17 protein-coding genes are annotated in these 21,611 nt (G+C 58.4%); 7 read left to right on the top strand and 10 right to left on the bottom strand.

Annotated elements, in window-relative coordinates; translation table 11 throughout:
- Window positions 1-60 precede the first annotated feature (60 nt).
- A complete protein-coding gene (cysE, locus tag I6N98_RS18680) occupies window positions 61-852 on the bottom strand; it encodes a serine O-acetyltransferase (protein ID WP_198570352.1) in 792 nt (263 codons plus the stop codon).
- On the bottom strand, window positions 849-1,586 hold the full coding sequence (locus I6N98_RS03085) for a M15 family metallopeptidase (RefSeq protein ID WP_198570351.1): 738 nt from the start codon (window positions 1,584-1,586) through the stop codon (window positions 849-851). The genes cysE and I6N98_RS03085 overlap by 4 nt, the downstream gene beginning before the upstream one ends.
- Window positions 1,587-1,664: 78 nt before the next feature.
- Between I6N98_RS03085 and I6N98_RS03080 the strand changes: the two genes are divergently transcribed.
- Window positions 1,665-2,741 (top strand): patatin-like phospholipase family protein, encoded by a 1,077-nt coding sequence (locus I6N98_RS03080; RefSeq protein WP_420496978.1) that lies wholly within the window; start codon window positions 1,665-1,667, stop codon window positions 2,739-2,741.
- Between the two features lie 9 nt (window positions 2,742-2,750).
- Entirely contained in the window at window positions 2,751-3,068 is a 318-nt protein-coding gene (locus tag I6N98_RS03075) for a Rieske (2Fe-2S) protein (protein ID WP_198570349.1), read from the top strand.
- Window positions 3,069-3,072: 4 nt separating this feature from the next.
- On the opposite strand, the gene sfsA is transcribed toward I6N98_RS03075, so the two are convergent.
- Window positions 3,073-3,783, bottom strand: coding sequence for a DNA/RNA nuclease SfsA (gene sfsA / locus I6N98_RS03070; protein WP_198570348.1), 711 nt, complete (start codon window positions 3,781-3,783; stop codon window positions 3,073-3,075).
- A gap of 70 nt (window positions 3,784-3,853) precedes the next feature.
- Between sfsA and I6N98_RS03065 the strand changes: the two genes are divergently transcribed.
- A complete protein-coding gene (locus I6N98_RS03065) occupies window positions 3,854-6,613 on the top strand; it encodes an AsmA family protein (protein ID WP_198570347.1) in 2,760 nt (919 codons plus the stop codon).
- Here I6N98_RS03065 and I6N98_RS03060 read toward each other — a convergent pair.
- The 4 genes from I6N98_RS03060 to I6N98_RS03045 all read right to left on the bottom strand — a co-directional run bounded on the left by I6N98_RS03060 (window position 6,582) and on the right by I6N98_RS03045 (window position 11,404).
- The gene (locus I6N98_RS03060) at window positions 6,582-7,622 is read right to left on the bottom strand and encodes a class I SAM-dependent methyltransferase (RefSeq protein WP_198570346.1); all 1,041 of its coding nucleotides are present in this window, start codon (window positions 7,620-7,622) and stop codon (window positions 6,582-6,584) included. The two genes, I6N98_RS03065 and I6N98_RS03060, sit on opposite strands and share 32 nt — an antisense overlap.
- Entirely contained in the window at window positions 7,612-8,364 is a 753-nt protein-coding gene (gene rsuA / locus I6N98_RS03055) for a 16S rRNA pseudouridine(516) synthase RsuA (RefSeq protein WP_232787443.1), read from the bottom strand. The genes I6N98_RS03060 and rsuA overlap by 11 nt, the downstream gene beginning before the upstream one ends.
- 803 nt (window positions 8,365-9,167) lie before the next feature.
- Entirely contained in the window at window positions 9,168-9,722 is a 555-nt protein-coding gene (locus tag I6N98_RS03050; RefSeq protein WP_198570345.1) for a hypothetical protein, read from the bottom strand.
- Between the two features lie 80 nt (window positions 9,723-9,802).
- Window positions 9,803-11,404, bottom strand: a complete 1,602-nt coding sequence (locus tag I6N98_RS03045; protein ID WP_198570344.1) for a peptide chain release factor 3 — start codon at window positions 11,402-11,404, stop codon at window positions 9,803-9,805.
- 179 nt (window positions 11,405-11,583) lie between these two features.
- On the opposite strand from I6N98_RS03045, the gene I6N98_RS03040 reads away from it, so the two are divergent.
- Window positions 11,584-12,885, top strand: coding sequence for a DEAD/DEAH box helicase (locus I6N98_RS03040; protein WP_198570343.1), 1,302 nt, complete (start codon window positions 11,584-11,586; stop codon window positions 12,883-12,885).
- Here the strand turns inward: I6N98_RS03040 and I6N98_RS03035 are convergent.
- Genes I6N98_RS03035 through I6N98_RS03025 form a run of 3 tightly spaced genes read right to left on the bottom strand, consistent with a single transcriptional unit; the run spans window position 12,882 to window position 15,701 of the window.
- Window positions 12,882-13,634 (bottom strand): fructosamine kinase family protein, encoded by a 753-nt coding sequence (locus tag I6N98_RS03035; RefSeq protein WP_198570342.1) that lies wholly within the window; start codon window positions 13,632-13,634, stop codon window positions 12,882-12,884. The genes I6N98_RS03040 and I6N98_RS03035 overlap by 4 nt on opposite strands.
- Window positions 13,635-13,686: 52 nt before the next feature.
- On the bottom strand, window positions 13,687-14,715 hold the full coding sequence (locus I6N98_RS03030; protein ID WP_198570341.1) for a helix-turn-helix transcriptional regulator: 1,029 nt from the start codon (window positions 14,713-14,715) through the stop codon (window positions 13,687-13,689).
- A gap of 2 nt (window positions 14,716-14,717) precedes the next feature.
- Window positions 14,718-15,701, bottom strand: coding sequence for a GGDEF domain-containing protein (locus I6N98_RS03025; RefSeq protein ID WP_198570340.1), 984 nt, complete (start codon window positions 15,699-15,701; stop codon window positions 14,718-14,720).
- A gap of 308 nt (window positions 15,702-16,009) precedes the next feature.
- Between I6N98_RS03025 and I6N98_RS03020 the strand changes: the two genes are divergently transcribed.
- The 3 genes from I6N98_RS03020 (at window position 16,010) to I6N98_RS03010 (ending at window position 21,499) form a co-directional block, all read left to right on the top strand.
- Window positions 16,010-18,226, top strand: coding sequence for a TonB-dependent receptor plug domain-containing protein (locus I6N98_RS03020; protein WP_198570339.1), 2,217 nt, complete (start codon window positions 16,010-16,012; stop codon window positions 18,224-18,226).
- A 10-nt stretch (window positions 18,227-18,236) separates the two neighbouring features.
- A complete protein-coding gene (locus tag I6N98_RS03015) occupies window positions 18,237-19,799 on the top strand; it encodes a phytase (protein WP_198570338.1) in 1,563 nt (520 codons plus the stop codon).
- 155 nt (window positions 19,800-19,954) lie between these two features.
- The gene (locus I6N98_RS03010) at window positions 19,955-21,499 is read left to right on the top strand and encodes a sodium:solute symporter family transporter (protein ID WP_198570337.1); all 1,545 of its coding nucleotides are present in this window, start codon (window positions 19,955-19,957) and stop codon (window positions 21,497-21,499) included.
- Window positions 21,500-21,611 lie beyond the last annotated feature (112 nt).

Below are 21,611 nucleotides of genomic sequence, written 5' to 3'. Positions count from 1 at the left end.
CAAGCTGCCCAGCCCTTTTGGTATTAATACCAAAGCCCATACAGTCCAACTTTAGTACGGCTAATCACTGCCGTTAATGTGCTGATCCATATCCAGTGCCGGCACGGCTTCCGAGGGCCGCCCTACCACTTTAGCCGGTACGCCGGCCACGGTGGAATGCGGAGGAACGCTCTCAAGCACTACACTGCCAGCCGCAATTTTGGCGCCCTCGCCAACCAGGATATTGCCGAGGATTTTGGCGCCAGTTGCGATCAGCACGCCGTCGCCAATGGTCGGGTGGCGAGGCCCCGAGCCGCTGCCGCAGCCCCCCAAGGTGACGGAGTGCAACATCGACACGTTGTTGCCCACCACCGCGGTCTCGCCAATGACCAAGCCGGTCGCGTGATCCACCATCACCCCAGAGCCCACCGTGGCCGCGGGATGAATATCAACATCGAATACCGTGGCAATCCGGTTTTGCAGGAACAGTGCCATGGCTTGACGGCCCTCTCCCCACAACCAATGGGCAATACGGTAAGCCTGAATTGCTTGAAAGCCTTTAAAGTAAAGAAAGGGCATACCGTAGTGGTCACAGGCCGGGTCGCGGTCGTAATGTGCACAGATATCCGCCACTGCAGCTTCTACTATCCCGGGGTCGCGCTCAAAGGCCTGGTGGAAGACATCCCGGATCAGCATGGCGGGCACCGAGTCGCAACCCAGTTTGGCGGCAATATGAAAGCTCAGCGCCGCTGCAAAATTATCGTGATTGAGTATATTGGCGTGGTAGAAACTGGCCAGTACCGGTTCGTTACCACCAAAGGTACGGGCCTCTTCTGCCATCGCCGACCAAAGCTGATCAGTGCTCAAAGTCATGGTAAGTCACTCTCCGCCAGTCGGTTGGCGTAGGCCGAGGGGTACAAATCCACCGGCACCGCCACGTAGCGTTGAAATATGTCGTCGATTTGCGCCAGCACAGTCTGCTTTAACTGCAAGCCAGAGCTATCCAGCGCCTTGGCCAGCACCTTGGGTGTCAGTAGCGCCTCAAAGCGAGCTGCCAGCGGCGCATAGCTCAGGTGCCAGCGCTCGGGCGCAATGCCACCGCGGTCCTGGCAATAGGGCCGAAAGAAACCGTACCCGGCGCCAGTGGCAAAGTGCTCATCCAACCAGTGATGGAAAGGCCCAAACACGCCGTCGTCGGCCACCTCCTGGGGCGTCAGTTGGACTTGGTAGTCGTCTGCAACCGCTGCGGCATCGTAGATATCGATATCGGTTCCCCAGTGATGGCGGGACGCCCCCGGCAGAGCCGACCACCGCAAGATCGAGGCCGCCAGTTGCTCATTGTTCAGAGCCGCGAAATCCACAGGTTTGCCATCACTATCCAACAGCGCGCGCTCACCACAGGCCTTGGCGTTCCAAATCGCCAGCTGGCGATCGAAGCTGCGGTAACCACTGACAATACGCAAATCAAAACCGGCCTTGTCGGCATCGTCCCGCAGTGCCTGAAAAGGCGCAACGATGGCTCGGTGCACGGGCGCACCCAGGACTCCGACTATTTCGCTGTCGTCCTGGCCAAGCACCTGTTCAATACTTACCGTATACTGCGTCACTGTTGTCGCCTAGAGAACGTCTGTACCCCCTCATGGTAAAGGCATTTACACCCGGTTAATAGTTAGAGAGTAGCAACCTTGGACTCGTCACCCCATTATCAGAAACGTATCGCACTGGCCCTGGGCAGCGGGTCTGCACGGGGCATGGCACATATAGGCGTCATCCAGCGTTTGCAGGAGTTGGGAATACGCCCCGATATTATCTGCGGCACCTCCATTGGCGCAGTGATCGCCGGCTGCTACCTCACCGACAAACTGGATCACTTCTCCGATTGGATACAGTCACTCAGTAGTACCCAGGTCTTTCATTATATGAGTGTTAGCCTTACCGCCGCCGGCGGCATGGCTCACGCCACCCGCTTGATGGACTTCTTTATCCGCGAGTATGGCAACCCCAATATCGAGGACTTACCCAAGCCATTTGCCGCCGTAGCTACCGACCTCTACCGGGGTAGAGAAGTGTGGCTTCAGCAGGGGCCGCTGTGGCAGGCGGTGCGGGCATCGATGGCCATTCCCGGCATCCTGACTCCGGTCGCATTGCGCGACACCTGGCTGGTGGACGGCGGCTTGGTTAACCCGGTTCCAGTCTCGGTATGCCGGGCATTGGGCGCCGATATTATTATCGGCGTCGACCTCAACAGCGATCTTGTCAGCCGCCGCCGGGAGGTTCGCAACGCCGGGATTAGCGATGACAAGACCGAGCCGCCAAAGCCACCCGCAAAGGATCCGGTGGTGGACGCGGAGCAGGAGTTACAGGGAGCGAAGCCTGTTTTCGAGGGCGATCATGCCGAAGACGAGAATCAGTTCGCCGCCGCCTGGAATCGCTTTGCCAGCTCGGTGTGGGAGGCCGCCAGCAACCTGCGCAGCAACGAGCCGGTGGAGAAAAAGCCCGAGCCCCCAGGCACCCTGTCGATGATGATGGGAGCGATAAATATCATGCAGGACCGGATTACCCGCTCGCGGCTCGCCGGCGAACCCGCCGATATCATGCTGTGGCCCCGCCTCGGCCATATTGGTTTGCTAGATTTCGGCAATGCCAGCGAAGCGGTTGCCGAAGGTCGGGATGCTGTGGATCGCATGTTGCCCGCAATTCGCCATGCTTTTAACAATGAAGGCGGACTCGGCGTCGGTCTCGCCACCGATGAGGAAGGCTAGGCCTGCAGCATGACGCCAATCTGTATGTTCGACGAGATCAGCGACCCGGGCAGTAAAGCGATTCGCCACGACGACCAGTCTCTGTTCGCCGTACGCTGGCGGGATCAAGTCTATCTGTATCGCAACCGCTGCCCGCACCGAGGCATCGAATTGCAGTGGCAGCCCGATCAGTTCCTTGATGACAGCCAATCACTGATTCAATGCGCCACCCACGGTGCACTGTTTCTTATTGAAAGCGGTGAGTGCGTATCCGGCCCCTGCGCCGGCGACAAGCTGGAGAGCGTGGCTTGCTCAGTGGCCGAAGGGACCGTCTACCTGGAAGAATGATCTGCTACGGGAGGGAGAAAGGCAGCGCCTCCACCAAGCGAATATCATCCTGGCCAAGCTCAGCGCGGTAGGCCAGCACCTCCACCCCCGCCTCGACAGCGCGACACAGGCTCTCAGCATAATGGGGATCAATCTCCGCCGCCGGTGATACCGACCTCACCCCCTGGTGCAAGACCGCAAATAGCAATACAGCGCGCTGCCCCTGCTCTACTGCCTGCTGTAATTCATTGACATGGCGGCTGGCACGCTGACTAACCGCATCGGGAAACGCTCCCCGGCCCGCCCCCTGATGTAAAGTGACCGCCTTCACTTCCATCAGGCACTCAGGGAGCTGTGACTGCTCGGGGAAATAGAAATCCACCCGGCTACCCGAGGGGAGTCGGTATTCCCTGCGCCACTGCGGATAATCTCCCAGCTCAGCTATCACTCTCGTCCCCAGCGCCTCATCCACCAGGGCATTGGCCCGCGCGGAGTGAATGCACACTAGGTCGCCGCTCTCTGCCTCCACCATCTCCCAGGTAAAGGGGGTTTTGCGACGCGGGTCAGTGCTGGGGCTAAGCCAGACTTTGGCACCCTCCGGGGCACAGCCCGTCATCGCCCCGGTATTGGGGCAATGCGCCGTGACCACCTCGCCGTTGCCAAGGCGCACATCGGCCAGAAATCGCTTGTATCGTCGAATTAATCGCCCTTCGACCAAGGCCGGTTGCCACTGCATTGCGCCGCCATCGTTGTGAAAATGGTATGGTAGCCATCAGTAACGGAAACTCAACGACCTACGTACCTCCATGTTGAAAAAACTCGCATTTGCACTGCTGCTGATTTTGCTGCTGATCATTGCAGCCATTACAACGGTGCTGATAAAACCCGATTTGCTCACCGGCTTGATTCGAGACGGCGGGCAGCGCTTTGCTGGCCTCGACATTACTTTTACCGGCCTGCGCTCAGCCCGCAAGCCCCTGCGCCTGGAAATCGAGGGCTTGCGCATTGCCAACCCCAGCTGGCCCGAGCCCGAGCTGCTCACCCTGTCACAGGCCACCATTGCCCTGCAGAACATGCCCTTTGGCCAGGACCCGTTCTGGTCGCTGGACGCCAAAGGCCTCAATGTGACGGTAGCCAGCAACGACGCGGGCGAATTGAACTGGATCAGCCCGACGCTGAGCCAAGCCGCCGAGCAGGAAGAAGAGGAGCCCGAGGCGGACGACGACGGTCCCATCCTGCCGAAAGACTTCAACTTTGATCACGTGCGCATTGAAGATGTCACCATCACCTGGCAAGCCGCGAACAACGAGCCGATGGTGCTGAAATTTCCCGAGATCGCCGGTCAACGCCTGCAAACCGCCAGCGGCGAACTGACGCTGCTATTGGACTACCGCCAGCAGCGCTTTGCCTTGAGCGGCGGAATTGAGTTATTCGACCCCCAGCAAGGTATCCTCGACTACCGCTTGAAGCTGGACCACGACAAAGCCAAGGTCGAATCCGGTGGCCGCTTGGTACTGTCTCCCAATCTCAGCGGCAGCGAAATGAGCATTTCGCTTTCAGCCCAAGACATTCCCCATCTGGCGGCGCTGGCCGATATTGAGCTGGCACCGCTTCCGGCTGTCACCCTCTCCGCCGATATTGCCATTCGTCCGGCTTACCACATTTCAGAACTGGTGGTCACACTGGACGGCCAGCGCATTGAGGGCGAACTGCAACTCGACCCCGCCTTCGAGGATATCAAGGCCCAACTCAAGGCCAACACACTGGACATCGATGCATTATTCCCAGCCACTGAAGAAGACGACGTTGGTCTTGATAATAAAGGCGACGCAGGAGGAAACGCTAAGGCAGAAAATGGCGATAAACAGCTTGCCAATGCCGGCACGGCGAACGGCGCCGCCTCAAAAGACCAGCAAGAAGCTCCGATCGATTGGTCCTGGATGCAGGATCGCAAAATTGCGCTAGATTTGAACATCGGTGAGCTGGACGCACGGGGTTGGCAGATCAAAGCCGCCAAACTGCAGGCCACCGTCGACAAGCGTGTCGACGCCAAACTCAAGGCGGATGAAATCAACGAAGTAGCCACCGAGCGACAACTTACCGCCCTGGATGCCGACGTCACATTCACTCCGCTGTCGCTGGATAAACCGACCCAGGGCACCGATGCCGAGCTCACACTCAACGCCACCTCAACCGCTCTGAATCTCTCCGCTGAGGGCAAAGTGAATGTGAATGGCCTGGCCGGCACGGCAGTTAACGTCGCCGCCAAGGCAGCGCAGTCCCAGCCGGTATGGGCTCTGGCGCTTCAGCCGTGGAAAGAGGCCGGCGCCTTGGACGTCGATCTCGACCTGACCATAGAGGAACAGCAATACGACGTCGACGCCACATTGGGCCTGGGCGAGCAACGCAGTGAACTTGTGCTGACCTATCACCCCGGCGACATTGCCAAACTCAACGGCGAGCTCTCGGCCAGCAAGCTGGACCTAGCCTTTATGCGCAACTTGCAGTCCGGCCCAAGCGACGACGAAAAGCCTGAGCCTGCAGCCAACAAATCGGGTCGTATTTTTAGTGACGACACACTGCCCCTGGACAGCCTTAAATCAATCAACGCCCAGTTAAGTATCAACCTCAAAGATATCGATACCGGTTACGTCCATATCGAAAACGCTACACTGGCGCCGCAACTCGAAGACGGTAAATTCCAACTGGACGACGGGCGGCTGAAATTCGTTCACGGCGAGGCCTTGGCTTCACTGCTATTTGATAGCAGCCTGGAGACTCCCGCCCTCGAACTGGACCTGAAAGTAGACAGTGAAGACTACGGCGAAATGGGCCTCGAAAAACTCGCCGGTATTACCGGTGGTAAGGGTAAAATCCGCATAGAGCTTAACAGCGAGGGCAATAGCCAGCGACAATTGGCCGCCAACCTTGATGGCCAAATCGACATGAAGGTGAAGGACCTGGTCGCCAAGGGCAATGCCCTCAACCTGATCGGCTCCGATATCCTTAGCGAAACCATCGACAAACTGAACCCTTTCACCAAGAAACGCACCCAAACCGATATCGAATGCGTTGCCGTGCACTTCAAAGGTAAGAATGGCAACTTTATTACCGACGACGGCCTGGCACTGGAAACCGACACCACCAAAATCATTGGTACCGGCAAGGTCGACCTCGCCCAGGAAGAATTGTCACTGGGTGTGTCCCCCATCGCCCGCAAAGGTGTGGGTATTAACGTGGGCGCAGCAGCGGGACTGGTTCGATTAGGAGGCACCCTCAGCAAACCCAAAGTCGTTGCTGACCCCGGCGGCATGGTCACTGGCAGCCTGTCTACCGGCGCCGCGATTTATACCGGCGGTTTATCGCTATTGGCCCAGGGACTTTACAAGCGAGCAATGTATTCCGGCAGCGCCTGCGATGGCGAGCTGGATGCTATTCCTAGCGTGGAGGCCTTGCCAGACGAGCTGATTAACCCGCCTCAACCTTCCGAAGATGGCGGCACACCAGAGAACGGTACAGCACCGGGCAGCCCCGCTAGCGGGGCTGGGACAGACAGTACACCTTAAAACCCTGACCCTCACCGAGCAGCTGACAGTCAGCAAACAGTGCCTCGGCCTTGCGAGGCAGGGGAATAAACTGGTTAACCACAAACAGCGCGCAGCCGCCGGGGCGAAGCAGCCGCCGGGCCGCCGTTAAAAAACGCTCTGTCAGTTCGCCCTCCACGGCAAAGCCCTGATGAAAGGGCGGGTTACACAGCAGCATGTCCACCGGCCCGCTGAGCCCTTCAGCACAATCTGCCAGCGCGATATCGGCGTCAATGCCGTGCCGCTCAATATTCCTGCGACAGGCCATTAAGGCCGTGGCATTGTTATCAGTAAGCAGCCAGTGTGCCTCACCAAGGTCAGCCTGCGCCGCCACGGGCAAATAGCCATAGCCACAGCCCAAATCAGCCACCCGCTGGGGTACCTGCCCTGATCGCTGCAGCGCCTGCGGAATGCAGGACACTAGCAGAGCACTGCCTTTGTCGATCTTATTCCACCCGTAGACGCCGGGCTTACTGACCAGGCCCAGGGTTTCATCAATCACCCTCAGCTCGGTGTAGTCACTGTCAGGCAACCATTCACTGGGCTCAGCATTTTTCACAATCACCGCCAGATAAACATCTTTGCCCAGTTTCTTCAGCGACTTGCCTCCGGATACCAGTCGAGCGGCCTTATCGGCATAGGTCTTTAGCCCTTCGTTTTTAGCGCCGGTCAACACCAACTCACCGCCCAGGGGAAGCGCCGCCAGGGCGCGATTAATCAGGTAGTGGACCAGTGGCTTTTCCTTGGAGACCCGATAACAGACCGTGGCTGGCGGCGGCTCCGTCGGCAGCACAAAATCCCCCACTGACACCGAATAACCATAAGACTCCAGCTGCGAAGCGACATCACAGCGATTAGTGATGGCCAGCCAGTCGCCAGCCGGGGCCGGCGGATGACAGCCCGCGCCGTGCTCGTCCACCAGCCACCAAAGCGGCGCGTTGCAGTCGGCAAATTGGCCGCACAATACTTCCAGGCAGGGATCAGTCACCATCCGCCACTCCATCGACACTGCCAATCTCCCACTCGGTCAGTGGCCGATACTCGCCTTCCTCCAGGTCCGGGTCCAACTCAATACCGCCAATGGCCTCGCGGTGAAGCACCTCGACCGCATTCCCTTCGGCCGCAAACATCCGCTTGACCTGATGGTAACGCCCCTCTTGTATCCACACCCGCAGTCGATCCTCCTCAATACGCTCAATGCGAGCCGGCAAGGTACGGGCTTTTTCGTCGTGGAGAAAAACGCCGCGCTGCAAGTGCTCGATACTTTTGTCACTCACCGGCTCCGCGGTTTCCACATAGTAGCGCTTCCAACACTGGCGCTGCGGGGAGGTGATGGCATGTGACCACTGCCCATCGTCAGTCAGCAGCACCAGACCCGTAGTATCGATATCCAGGCGGCCGGCGGCGTGTAAACGCTCGGGATTGTCCTCATCAATCAGTTCCAGCACCGTCATATGGCGCCGATCCCGGGCGGCACACACATAACCCTGAGGCTTGTTCAGCATAAAATAGCGGGGGCGCGCCTCACGTAGACTCTCCCCGGCCAGGGTCACATCTGCATCGGGGGCAACTTGGCTGGCGGGGTTGCTGGCAACCTCACCGTCTACAAGCACTTCACCGCGCTTGATCAGTCTTTTGACTTCGTTGCGGGAGTAATCAGTCACTGTAGCCAGGTATCGGTCTAATCTGAGCGTTTTATTGGCGGGCTTCACTGGATTCACTGTCAATTTCACGTGATGGGGCACTTTACGATGCAGGCCGTTGCGGGACAAGTCGGGGGTATGTGTGGGCTTACAGCCGGGGTTGACTTGGGCCGGTCTTGGTTCTTGCTCTTTTGGCACCCTGTCGGGGTTGTATTGGCATACGGGCAGCTAGGGTTTCGCCCTGCTGGGCGACTGACTTTCTCTTTGCTTGTCCAAAGAGAAAGTAAGCAAAGAGAAAAGACACCCTGCAGAGCCGCTGCTGGCAAAAAGATGCCAGCAGTTCCTTGCGCTTCTCGGGCCAAAACGGGCGCTGCGGAACTCGCTTCGCTCAAACAGTCCTCGCGCTTATTCCGTTTTGTCCCTGCGATGCTCAGCGGCACTGAAGGGGCCCGGGGGTGCCACACGGAGAAAATGGTGTTCTTTTCCCGCTATTGGCACCGGGTTTGAATCCCCTTTGAGCTCGCCGAGCATCGCAGCCATTCAATGAAAGGCTTTTAGCGAGGACTGTTTGAGCGAAGCGAGTTCCGCAGCGTTTTCATTGAATGGTGAGAAGCGCAGGGAACCCGAAGGGCGAGCGATAGGGGTGTGCTTTTCTTGCCTACTTCTTTTTCACACAAAAAGAAGTAGGTCGCCCAGCTGGGCGAAAAAAGTGCAGGAAAGCACTTTTACACACTCGACAGAGTGCCCGCAGGGCGAGGGCCAAGGACGGCCCGAGTGAAACCCCTGCCAGCCGTATGCCAATACAACCCCGACAGAGTGCCACAAAAAACGGGGACCGAAGTCCCCGCTTTCATTACTATCACGGCAATGCCGATAGCATTATCGACAATGCTTTACTGAGCTTGCGCACCGACATTGGCGTTGACCTTCACATTGACGTCAGTCAGGCCTTTGACAGTGTCCTTCGTTTTAGCTGCCGCTTCTTTCATATCGGCTTTGGCTTCGGCGCGAGCCTCGGCACGGGCTTCAGCATTGGCTTCGGCCTCGGCTTTGCGCTCAGCCTGTTTGGCTTCCATCTCGGCTTTCATCTCAGCCTGCTTAGCCTTCATTTCTTCTTGCTTGGCTTTGGCGTTTGCTTTCGCTTCCGCGCTCATTTCCTTGCCTGTGGCGCTGGCTTCATCCATGGCATCTGCTGCGCCTTGGGTATCCACTTCAGCCTTGGCTTCTACTTTTGCTTCTTTTTTACCGCCAAAAAGGTTGCTGAAAAAGCCATCGGCCATGGCAACGTTGGATGCACCCAGTGCGGCGGCCAACATTACTGCAGTCATTTTCTTCATAGTGTTGCTCCCCAAAAAATAAAACGAGTTGTCATTATCAATAGCACCGATGAACGATACCTGAACGAAGTCTACTGCTTCGCGGGTGGGGAACAAGGGGTAATTTGACACACTTTTTTATCGATCTGTTGTGCAACTATCTGTCTTCCGCCCTGTCTCTGGCGCTCCGACTTCGCCGGCCGGAGCGCCGATTAGTGTTCCCGGGTCGACCGGAAGACCACTTCGGGGTGGCGCTCTTCAGTGAGGGACAGGTTGACCCGAGTTGGGGCCAGATAGGTTAGATAGCCACCACCGTCGATGGCGAGGTTGTCGGCGCATTTTCGCTTGAACTGCTCGAAAGCTTTGGGATCGTCACAGCTCACCCAGCGGGCGGTATAGACATTCACCGGCTCGTAAATGGCGTCGACCTTGTATTCGTCTTTCAAGCGATAGGCCACCACATCGAACTGCAGTACCCCCACCGCGCCGACGATCAAGTCAGAATTGTTTTGCGGCATAAAGACCTGGGTGGAACCCTCCTCGGACAGCTGCTGCAAGCCCTTTTGTAGAGCCTTGGACTTCATCGGGTCTTTTAGGCGAATACGGCGAAACAGTTCCGGAGCAAAGTGGGGGATGCCAGTAAAGCGGAATTCCTCGCCCTCAGTAAAGGTGTCGCCAATCTGAATAGTGCCGTGGTTGTGCAGGCCGATAATATCCCCGGACACGGCCTCTTCTACCAGCTCCCGATCACCGGCCAAAAAGCTGACCGCATCGGCGATTTTGACGTCTTTGCCCAGACGCACGTGGCGCATTTTCATGCCCTTGCGGTAGGTACCCGAACAAATCCGCATAAAGGCGATACGGTCCCGGTGGCGGGGGTCCATATTGGCCTGAATTTTAAAGACAAACCCCGAAAACGCCTCTTCTTTGGCATCGACGACCCGCTGCTCGGTCTCCCGGTTTAAAGGTGGCGGCGCCCACTCCACAAAATCGTCAAGCATTTCCCGCACCCCAAAGTTAGCCAGTGCGGTACCAAAAAAGACCGGGGTTTGTTGACCCGCCAGGTAATCTTCAAGGCTGAACTCGTGGCTGGCGCCCTTCACTAGCTCGATTTCGTCGATAAAATCGTCGTATTCGTCACCCAGTAAAGCTTTGGCCTCGTCACTGTCCAGGCCATCGATACGGATATCCTCCGCCACCACCGAGCCCTTGCCGGGCTTAAACACGTGGATGGTGTCGGTATAGAGGTTGTACACCCCTTTGAATTCGCTACCCATCCCAACTGGCCAGTTAATCGGCGCCGCAGCGATGCCCAATACTTCCTCGATTTCGTCCAACAGTTCAATAGGGTCGCGGATATCCCGGTCCATCTTGTTCACAAAGCCGATGATGGGGGTGTCCCGGAGCCGGCACACATTCATCAGTTTGATGGTCCGATCCTCGACACCCTTGGCGCCATCGATCACCATCAACGCCGAGTCCACAGCGGTAAGGGTCCGGTAGGTATCCTCGGAGAAGTCCTCGTGCCCCGGGGTATCCAGCAGATTCACGGTGCGGCCCTTGTAAGGAAACTGCATCACCGACGAGGTCACCGAGATGCCCCGCTCCTTTTCCAAACTCATCCAATCCGAGGTCGCCGACTTATCATGCTTCTTGCCTTTGACGGTGCCCGCCACCTGAATCAGCTGGCCCAACAGAATCAGCTTTTCGGTAATGGTGGTTTTACCGGCATCGGGGTGAGAGATAATGGCAAAAGTACGGCGATTGGCGATGTCCTGTTGAACACTGCGTTGCTGGGTAGCGCTGTCTGACATGAGTAAGTCTTCGCACGTGGCTGGGCTAGGAAAAGGGCGGGGATTTTACGGCATTTAAAGGTAATTTTCACTGAATCCCACTGTAGCGCGAATTTTCCTCGCCTTTGCCTGGCTGTGCGACTACACTTTCGCTCCTTTTCCCGGCGGCCTGTTTTCGCCGCCGTCAATCTGAGCACCCTATGTCTTTCGAATCCCTGGGCCTGTCGGCCCCTATCCTTAAGGCCGTGGCCGAAAGCGGCTATGACACCCCATCTCCTATCCAGGCCGAAGCCATCCCCGCAGTGATGCGCCGGCGGGACGTGATGGCCGCCGCCCAAACCGGCACTGGCAAAACCGCAGCCTTTACTCTGCCCCTGCTGGAGCAGCTAAGCAGCGAAAAACCGGCACCCGCCAAGCAATGCAAAGTGCTGATCCTGACCCCAACCCGTGAGCTGGCCGCACAGATCAAGGACAACATCGCCCACTACAGCAAATACCTGTCGGTGCGCACCGCGGTGGTATTTGGCGGCGTTAAAATCAATCCCCAGATCACCACCCTGGGCCGGGGCTGCGAAATCCTGGTGGCCACCCCCGGTCGTCTGCTGGACCTGCATCAACAGGGCGCGGTGAAATTCGATGCTTTGCAGACCCTGGTGCTGGACGAAGCCGACCGCATGCTGGATATGGGCTTTATTCACGACATACGCCGCATTGTCCGGGTGCTGCCAGAGCGTCGGCAGACGCTGATGTTCTCCGCCACCTTCTCCGCCGAGATCCGCAAATTGGCCAAGACCCTGGTGCAAGACCCAATTGAAGTTTCGGTGGCGCCGCCCAACTCTACCGCCGAAAAAGTCGAACAGTGGATCTGCCCGGTAGACAAGAAACGCAAGCCCGCTCTGCTGGCCCATCTGATCAATGAAAACGGCTGGCATCAGGTGCTGGTGTTTTCCCGCACCAAGCACGGCGCCAACAAGCTGAGTCGTTTTTTGGACGAGGCCGGCATCCCCTCGGCGCCAATCCACGGCAACAAAAGTCAGAACGCCCGTCTGCGGGCCCTGGCGGATTTTAAAGCCGGCAAAATACAGGCGCTGGTGGCCACTGATATCGCTGCCCGGGGCATCGACATTAGCCACCTACCCCATGTTGTCAATGTGGACCTGCCCAATGTGGCGGAGGATTACGTACACCGCATCGGTCGCACCGCGCGAGCCGGTGCCAGCGGCTCGGCGGTGTCTCTGGTCAGTGCCGATGAAGTCGATCAGCTGCGGGATATTGAGCGTCTGATTCGCCAAAACCTCCGCCGTGAGATTGTGGAGGGATTCGATCCCCAGCACGCCCTGCCCGAATCCGGCTCACCGGTGCGCAGACCGTCCCAGGGTAAGCCTCAGCGTCGACGCCCGACCGGGAACAACAATGGCAACCGCGCTCCCGGTTCAGGGGATCGCCAACCGGCACGCCGCCGGCGCCGCCCGTCCAATCAGCGCAAAGCCAACGCCGGCTAAAGCCAGTCGCCGTCCGCAATAAACTCGATGTGGCGGCGGCAGTCACCCAAGTAGGCACTGCCAAATAAGTTGTAGTGATTCAGCAAGTGGTAAAGGTTGTAGATACGCCGCTTGCTGTCATAGACGGCTGACGGCGGCCGCCGCTGATAATAGGCCCGATAAAATGCCTGCCCGAAGCCGCCGAACAGTTCGGTCATAGCCAGGTCGGCCTCGGCGTCTCCCCGATATACCGCCGGGTCAATCAGCCAAACACGACCGTCACCGCTGGCCAGCACGTTGCCCTGCCACAGATCGCCGTGCAGCAATGATGGGGAAGGGGTGTGGCTATTTAGCCAATCCGCCAAACGGTCACCGTGACGGGAAAGCACCTGACTGAAGTCACGGCGGACGCCCCGGTCTTCAATCTGTTCGACCTGGGTCTGCAACCGCCAGCGCACAAAGAAGTGCCCCCAGTGATCACTCACCACATTGGGCTGAGGGTTGGCACCAATCATGTTGTCCCGCTCATAGCCATAGCTGGACTGCGGCACAGCGTGCAGCGCCGCCAGGCCCTGCCCCAGTCGCCGCCAGTGCTCGTCACTGAAGGGCACACTGTCGATGCGCTGTAAACGCAACTGCCGATCGCCAACTTGCCGCACCTCGGGAATACCCAGCTCGTCGCCACAGGCCAGACGCAATTGCTCCAAGCCATCGACTTCCCCCAACAGCGCAGAGTGATCCGCATAATTGGATTTGGAAAAAGAGGCCATGGGTAACCGTCACCGAGCCACAAGCGATACACAGGGGTTATTAGGGCTAACCTTATCCCAGGCTGGCCAGCTCTTTAAAGGCCGCCTTCATCAAACTGGGCGTCATACCGGTCCAGCGTTTAAAGGCGCGACGGAAGTTACTGCTGTCATGGAAGTGCAGCTGCTCGGAGATCGCGTCAATCGATGCCCCATGAACCAGTAACTCGATCAGCGCCTGCTCGCGCCGAGCGCTGTCCAATACCGCCTGAAAAGTGCAGCCCTGCTCCCCCAAACGCCGTTTGAGGGTGGCGGCACTGATCTCCAATAGCTCGGCACAGTGCTGTAGATCGGCGACCTCGCCATTGTTCAGCCAGTACCGGCGCAGCACCGACAGCAAAAAATACTGCCCCCGGTCCTCGGTCTCGCACCCAGCCCGCGCCGCCTGCTGAGACAAGCTCGCTGAGCCTTCAGCGACGGCGGACTGAGGCTGCAAACTGATGCGCACACCATCAAAGGGCAGATCAAAATACACCTGCGCCGCAACGTGGCTAAAATACTGGGCGATATTCGCCGGTGAGGGGATCGACAGCATGCCCTCCACTGCATCCACGTCGGGCAGGCGGGTAAGCAAATGGCTCAGCGCCGTTATCGCCACCCGCAACTGACAGGGTGTTAACGACAAATAACAACAACTGCTGAGCAATAGCAGCACCCGACCGTCGTCACTGACACAGCGACGCAGCCGCAACAATGGATTCAGCAAATAGGCGAACCGGCACAGCGCGTCCAGGTACTGGTCGGCGCCCTCACAGCGATCGAGCAGTGGGCCCAGCGGCCCCAAGGCGGTGTTGGCGAGATGGTGTCCTAACTGAAAAGCGAAGTCGTCCCCTGGCCAGTACCGTTCGGCATTGTCCAGCAAAATACTGTAATGGCGGGGGCTGATAAACTGACCGTGAAAGGGAATCTGGTCAGCAAACAAGCTGGTGCCGACCAGCAGTTTTTCCAGCGCTACGCCCCGGGCGTGGCACAAATCCAGTAGGGCGATTGGCTGCACCCAGGCGGGAATGACCTTGTCATCCTGGAGCAAAATATCCCCGCGCATTTTCAGGCGCCCCCAGGCGTGCGCTTGCGTTGCTGTAGCGCGGCGCTGGCTCGCTGCATCAAGGCAGCGGCGGATTCACCCGGGCGACTGCCACATTGCACCACCGCGACCGAGAGGCCAAGCGGTTCACCGGTTTCATGGAGCAGTGCCAGGTCCACCGCCTCGCCGAGCAAGCGGCCCAGGCGCTTCTCCATCTCCAGCGCTGGCCTCTCTTCAGAATCGGCGCGCCGTTCCTCCAGGAGTAGTGCAAATCGGTCTCCACCGTAGCGACACACCAGTGAATCGCTGGGTGCCGCCGCCACCAGCGTATGGGCAGCCCGATTCAACACCGCATCCCCTACCGCAAAGCCGTAGCGCAGATTAATCGTGTTGAAATCGTTGAGATCGATTAAACACAGTGACACCGGTCGGCCCGCCAGCAGCGACTCCGACAGCACCTGCTCAAGATAGGCGCCGCTGTAGAGATCCGTTACCGCATCAATGTTGCGGTGGTTGCGATAGTGAGCTTCGCGACGTTGCAGCTGGCGACCCAGCACCCGCTGCTCCCGGCTCAGCATCAACACCGCAAAGGTAATCAACGCAATTGACAGCGGCGACACCACCGATTCCAGCGAGGCGCCAACCAGGGTATCGGCCATCCTCACCACCTCGTCTAAGGTGTCGAGAAAAAAGCCGTAGGCAAGCAACGAGAAGCCCGCGGTCAGCCAGCCCGTCACCGGCCCCGGCGGCCGCCAAGCCAACAAAAAGTGCAGCCACACCAGTGTCGCAACGGTAAGACTCCCCTCCCCCGCCACATCCAACCAGTCAATCTCGGGCCACGCTTTGACATCGCCGTAGCTGACCGACAACGCGGTGGTGAAACCGAACAACAGCGCAATGCCGATATAGACCGGAATATGGGCCAGACGCCGCCAAGGCGGAACACCCCGCAACAGGCTCGAGCGGCCCAAGGAGTCGTAATAGCTCAATAGATTGCTGTCTTTCATGATCTTTATATCCCGCTCAGCCCCGAGATCAGGGCGCTGACACATGTATTCGGCCCGAGTTTAGCGCCGACAGATGACAGCAAAAGGTCATTTCAGCTCAGGGCCATGCAAAACCGCCCCACTGGCCCCGCTAGCCCGCCCGGCCGTCAACGGATTGTCATAAAACCTCTCTAGCGTGCTCCCCGAATCAGCCATAAACCTTGCCCGGCAAGGATTTCAACAAGCCGTTTTATAACGACGATTGCCGGCCGTAGCCGGGCAATTTTTAAACACAAGCTAATCAGCCTGACAGCTGACGGAGTGGCGACATGAAAAATCCGATACCCCACCAATCCCTACTCGCAAGCGCGATGGCCATGGCGGTGGCCAGCCCGGCGGCGCTTGCGCAGCAAAGCAACATCGAGCAAAGCCAGGACGTCGAGCTGGTCACCGTGGTTGCCAAGCGGGTAGTCAAGCGCAACCACGTCAACGGCCCCGCCCCCAAGCTGGTCTACGACTCTGCTTTCTTCCAGCGCTTTGAGCCCATCTCGGTGGGGGACATGCTGAAGCGGGTACCCGGCGTGACCTTTACCAGCGATGTCGGTGAGTACGACCTGCCGCGCCTACGGGGTCTGGACTCCAAATACACCCAGGTATTGATTAACGGCCGCCGCCTGCCCGGCGAGGAGAATGACGGCGCCATCGCCGTGGACCGCATTCCCGCCGAGATGGTGGAAAAAATTGAAATTGTGCGCAGCCCCACCAGTGATATCGACAGCCAAGGTATCGGCGGCACGCTGAACATCATTCTGAAAGAGGGCGCCAAGTATCAGGGCGGCGTATGGCGAATCGGCGCCGTTCACATGGAAGAAACCGACGGCAGCGGCTTTATCGGTTTTACCGGTGTCAACGAGCGCATTGAGTACAACGTCTCGGCCAACATCCAAGAGCGCTACAACCCCAAAGACAAAGTCTCCAGTGCTGCAGAAGAAAACGAGCGGGAAGACACCAAAGAGTCGGACGTTCGGGATAGCCGGGATGTGTCCCTCGCCGGTGATATCGCCTTCCGTATTGCCGACAATCAAAAGCTCAGCTTCAATCTCTTTTATGTGGACACCGAGCGCGAAGAAGAAGAGAACACCGATGTCTTTGTGTTTCTCCGCGATGACGAAAACTCTCCCTTCAGCCTGGATGAGCAAGTCCTGGAGCACCAGCTGGAAGACATCGAGCAGAGCAACACCAACCTGGGCGTTGACTACGACATCGAATTTGGCAGCAGCAAGCTGAGCTTGTATGCCTACAGCAACCAATTTGAGCAGGACAAAGTCTCCGATGAGAGCGAAGCCGACGCTGGTGAGCCACTGGAATTTGGCGAGCGGGAAGTCGAAGAGATCGACGACAGCGAAACCCGCTTGGGCGTGAAATGGAGCCTGGGAGGAGAAAAAATCGAGACCAAGCTGGGCGGCGAATTCAGCTCCCGGGAGCGCGACTTCAATGTCTTTATTGTCGACGACGAAGGGGAGCTGGACGATGAGGATGACGAGTTCGCCGACTTTAAAGCCACTATCGACGGCATCGACCTCTACGCCACCAGCAAAATCACCCTCAGCGAGCAGCTGGATATCGAGGCGGGTGTCCGGGCCGAGTACCGTGAGCAGGACGTCAAAGGCGCCGACTTCGACGGCACCGTGACCAACAGCAATAACGACGACTGGCAGTACAACCCTTCTGTGCACCTGCGCTGGCACCTCAGCGAGAGCGACCAGGTTCGCGTCAGTCTGGCGCGCACTCTGCGCTACCCCCAGTTTGACCAACTCAACCCGGTGGAGCTCACCATTGAAGATGAGAAATTCCGCGGCAACCCGGAGCTGGACCCGGAAGCTGCCTGGGGTCTGGACGTGGGTTACGACCACTTTATCGGCAATGTCGGCGTGGTGGGCATCAACGTGTTCTACCGCGAAGTGAAAGACCTGATTGAATTCACCCAGAGTGACGTCATCGTCGGCGGTGAAGAGTTTGAGCTACGCCAGCCCATCAACAATAACAACACCGGCAAAGTCACCGGCGTCGAGCTGGATGTCAGCGCGCCGTTCAGCATCGTTGGCCTGCCCAACCTACAGGGCTTTTTGAACTACACCTACCTGGACTCAGAGGTAGAGGATCCCTTCCTGGATGGCGTCGAGCGACGTTTCAGTGGCCAGGCGGAATATGTGTACAACATCGGCTTCGAGCACGAAATCACGCCCTGGGCCTTTAGCTACGGCATGAGCTACCAACGCCAGGGCGCCAGCGAGGAGTTCGAAGGCGGCGAAGTGAATCGCATTACTTACGACGGCAACCTGGAAGTCTTTATCGAGAAGCGCTTTGCCAATGGCGACTACGCTCTGCGTCTGAGTGGGCAGAATCTGCTGGATGCGGAAAAGCGCGAGCTGATCAAAGAGTACGACGATGGCGATGCCTTCCGCGCCGGCGAGTTTGAGACCCGGGAAACCGAGGTGGAAAACACCAGCCCGGCCATCCTGCTAAACTTCCGCGGCCGCTTCTAAGGGGAATTCGATGTCTAGTATTCACAAAGTCTGCATCAGCCTACTGGTGGCGCTCAACACCGCTTGCGGCGTAGTTCAACACAACGACGACGCGACCCTGGCGGTGGAGCTGACTACCGACGACAACCGCCTACTGTGGCAAAGCACCGGTCAGCAACAGGTCCTGCACCAGGCGCCCGGGGAAATCGAAGCCCTTTACGTCAGCGGTGAGCACATTCTGTGGGGACAGGACCCCGGTGCCGAGCTGTGGCTTGGTGCCTTGCAGGAAGGCGAGCTCAATGCCGCCCCCTTAGGCGCCTTAAAGCATGATATCGACGGTATTTGTGCCGCGCCGGTAGACAAGGGCGTGCTGGATATCTTTATCAGCGACGGTGATGGCGGTCTGTATCACTACTGGTTGCAAACCGTCGATGCCACCCTCACCTCAGTGCGACGTCTGAACACCAACCCCGACATTGAGCGCTGCCTGCTGACCGAGGCCGCGGTGGTGCTGGATGACCCCTACCTGGGCCCAATCGCTGCCCAACGGGACCCTGAAAACGATGCCATACTGCGACCCGCTCCGCCCTTGAGTGATCGCCAATCCAAGCAGTTGAAGTCCGACAGTTTTGCGCTAGACCGCAACGTGGTCGCCCTTCCCCAGCATGACTACGCTGTGCTTACCGCATCGCTGGAAACCGCCGCTGTCGACAGTCACGGCGACGCGGCCGATGACCCCGCCATTCTGGTGGGCAGCGACAACTATTGGATTGCCGGCACCGATAAGCAAAAGGGATTGGGGATTTACGACGCCAGCGGTGCACAGATCCACTTCCTGCCCCGGGGGCGGGTCAATAATGTTGATGCCATCCCAACTGGCGACGACCAATTCTTGCTTACCGCCAGCAACCGCACAGAAAAGACCATCGATCTCTACTCCGCGAATCTGGCGAAAAACCAGATCGAATTCACCAGTGCCATCCCCCTGAATCTGGCGGACCCCTACGGCCTGTGTATGGGCCGCGCTGCCAACGGCGACCCGCAGATCTTTGTGGGAGACTCGGAGGGTGCTGTTCAACACTGGCAGCTCAGCAGTGGCAAGGCAAAAATGCTCCAGCAATGGGATTTTGATACCCAGACCGAGGGCTGCGTCTACGACGCCGAAGAGAACGCGCTCTACGTGGGTCAGGAAGAACTGGGCATCTGGCGCTTTGGCTTGAGCGACGGTAGTCGCACACTGGTTGAGGCCATTGAGGCCGGCAATTTGGTGGCCGACGTGGAAGGCCTGGATATATACCGCCGCGGCGATCAGCGCTGGCTGGTGGCCTCCAGCCAGGGCGAGGACGCCTACGCGGTTTACGCCATGGACCCCTGGCGACTGGTCGCCAAGTTCCGCATCGGCGCCGACTACCAGCGCGGCCTGGATGGCGCTTCGGAAACCGATGGCCTGGCGGTCACTTCAGCGCCACTGCCCGGCTACCCTTTGGGCATATTGGTGGTGCAAGACGGCCGCAACCGGTCGCCCCAGGCCAATCAGAATTTTAAAGTGGTGGACTGGCGCAAAATTGACGCGCTGATCAAGACGGCTCACTAGATCGGATACCCCCCCTGAATCTGCCGTTGCTATCGCGCCTTTGCGGCTCCAACGGCAGATAGTCCCTCCGCTCCTTGGCCTGATTCCTGCATCGTGAATAGTTAGGACAAAGCGCTAACCCGCTGCCCTGACGATAACAACAACGCATGGATGTTATGCCCGAGCTACACCTTATCGATTTCGGCATTCTCGGCCTGTATTTAGCGGTCGTTGTCGCCCTGTGCATTAAGGTCACCTTGCGCAACCCGGATGCTGACGAGCTGTTTTTGGCGGGGCGCAGCCTGGGGCCTGCGGTTATCGGCTTGTCGCTGTTTGCCTCCAACATTTCCTCCACCACTCTGATAGGCCTGCCTGGCGCCGCCTGGGATACCGGCATTGCCGTAGCCAACTATGAGTGGATGGCGGCGCTGGTACTTTTATTTACGGCTATTTATGTCGCGCCTGTGTTCTTGCGGCGGGGCATCACCACGGTGCCAGAGATATTGGAGCAGCGCTTTGACCCGCGACTGCGCAAGTATCTCTCCGCCACGTCCCTCTTTTTAAGCGTGGTGCTGGATACTGCCGGTAGCCTCTACGCCGGCGCGCTGGTGCTAATGTTATTTTTTCCCGACCTCAGCTTGGGGCCCACCTGCGCCGCCATGGCATTGTTTGCCGGCATTTATACCGCGGCGGGCGGACTGCGGGCCGTGGCCTACACCGATGTCGTGCAGTCCATTGTGTTGCTGTTGGGCTCACTGATACTCAGCACCCTGGTCTTTGCCGAGTTCGATTTCAGCTGGTCGGCAGTGAGCGCGGCTCTGCCGGCAGAAAAGCTCTCTTTGTTGCGACCGCTGGATGACCCCACCCTACCCTGGCTGGGCACCCTTATCGGACTGCCAATACTGGGCTTTTACTATTGGACCATGAACCAATATGTCGCTCAGCGCCTGCTGGGCGCGCGGGATATCCAGGCCGCTGGCTGGGGGGCGCTGATAGCGGCGACGCTAAAACTGCTGCCTCTGTTTTTGATGGTGCTGCCCGGCGCAATGGCAGCGACACTCATCCCCGACCTGGACCGGGCCGATACCGTTTTTCCCCGCCTCATTATCGACTACGCCCCCGCAGGACTCACCGGCTTGCTACTGGCCGGGCTGATTGCCGCCATCATGTCCAGTGTTGACTCAGCATTGAACTCGGCCTCAACGCTCGTGATGGTGGACTTTGTCAAACCCCGGCACCCCGAGCTCAGTGATCGCCATATCGCCAAGTTGGGACGCTGGATTACCCTGCTGCTGATGTTAATAGCGGCGCTGTGGGCACCCAATATTGATCGTTTCCCGGGCCTGTTCGCGTACCTGCAACAAGCCTTTGCCTACGTGACCCCACCCTTGGTTGCCGTATTTGCCATCGGCATGACGACCCGATCGATAGACGCCCGTGCGGCACTGCACGGTACAGCGTCAGGCCACGGTGTATCCGCCATTCTTTTTATCGGCGCACAACTGGGCTGGCACAACATCCACTTTACCCTGGTGGCGGGCTTACTTTTTGTACTCACGATCCTTGCTATTTACCTTTGGCAAGCCAGTGATGCCAGCAGGGCAAGCGCTGCACGTGAGGCAGCGCCAATACGACACGGCGAAACCGTGTCGGGAGCCTTGAAGATATCGGCACTGTTGCTGGCAGTAGCGACCGCTGTATTGGTGTGGTTTTTTCGCTGAGGCCAGCGACTCGCCGTCAGGCTGAACAAACACTGAATGCCCCGCCACAGCGGGCGTAAATATTCACGAAATTGAGCGGCGGGATTGGCCTCTATTTGTGGCTATGGCGCGA

Origin of the sequence: Spongiibacter nanhainus (genome assembly GCF_016132545.1) — a bacterium.
GTDB lineage: Bacteria > Pseudomonadota > Gammaproteobacteria > Pseudomonadales > Spongiibacteraceae > Spongiibacter > Spongiibacter nanhainus.
This window is presented reverse-complemented; position numbering and strand designations above follow the sequence as displayed.

Excerpts from the sequence above, each read along its gene's own strand:
- cysE (WP_198570352.1), bottom strand. The coding sequence starts at position 852 with ATGACTTTGAGCACTGATCAGCTTTGGTCGGCGATGGCAGAAGAGGCC.
- I6N98_RS03075 (WP_198570349.1), top strand. The coding sequence starts at position 2,751 with ATGACGCCAATCTGTATGTTCGACGAGATCAGCGACCCGGGCAGTAAA.
- sfsA (WP_198570348.1), bottom strand. The coding sequence starts at position 3,783 with ATGCAGTGGCAACCGGCCTTGGTCGAAGGGCGATTAATTCGACGATAC.
- I6N98_RS03065 (WP_198570347.1), top strand. The coding sequence starts at position 3,854 with ATGTTGAAAAAACTCGCATTTGCACTGCTGCTGATTTTGCTGCTGATC.
- I6N98_RS03060 (WP_198570346.1), bottom strand. The coding sequence starts at position 7,622 with ATGGTGACTGATCCCTGCCTGGAAGTATTGTGCGGCCAATTTGCCGAC.
- I6N98_RS03045 (WP_198570344.1), bottom strand. The coding sequence starts at position 11,404 with ATGTCAGACAGCGCTACCCAGCAACGCAGTGTTCAACAGGACATCGCC.
- I6N98_RS03040 (WP_198570343.1), top strand. The coding sequence starts at position 11,584 with ATGTCTTTCGAATCCCTGGGCCTGTCGGCCCCTATCCTTAAGGCCGTG.
- I6N98_RS03035 (WP_198570342.1), bottom strand. The coding sequence starts at position 13,634 with ATGGCCTCTTTTTCCAAATCCAATTATGCGGATCACTCTGCGCTGTTG.
- I6N98_RS03030 (WP_198570341.1), bottom strand. The coding sequence starts at position 14,715 with ATGCGCGGGGATATTTTGCTCCAGGATGACAAGGTCATTCCCGCCTGG.
- I6N98_RS03025 (WP_198570340.1), bottom strand. The coding sequence starts at position 15,701 with ATGAAAGACAGCAATCTATTGAGCTATTACGACTCCTTGGGCCGCTCG.
- I6N98_RS03020 (WP_198570339.1), top strand. The coding sequence starts at position 16,010 with ATGAAAAATCCGATACCCCACCAATCCCTACTCGCAAGCGCGATGGCC.
- I6N98_RS03015 (WP_198570338.1), top strand. The coding sequence starts at position 18,237 with ATGTCTAGTATTCACAAAGTCTGCATCAGCCTACTGGTGGCGCTCAAC.
- I6N98_RS03010 (WP_198570337.1), top strand. The coding sequence starts at position 19,955 with ATGCCCGAGCTACACCTTATCGATTTCGGCATTCTCGGCCTGTATTTA.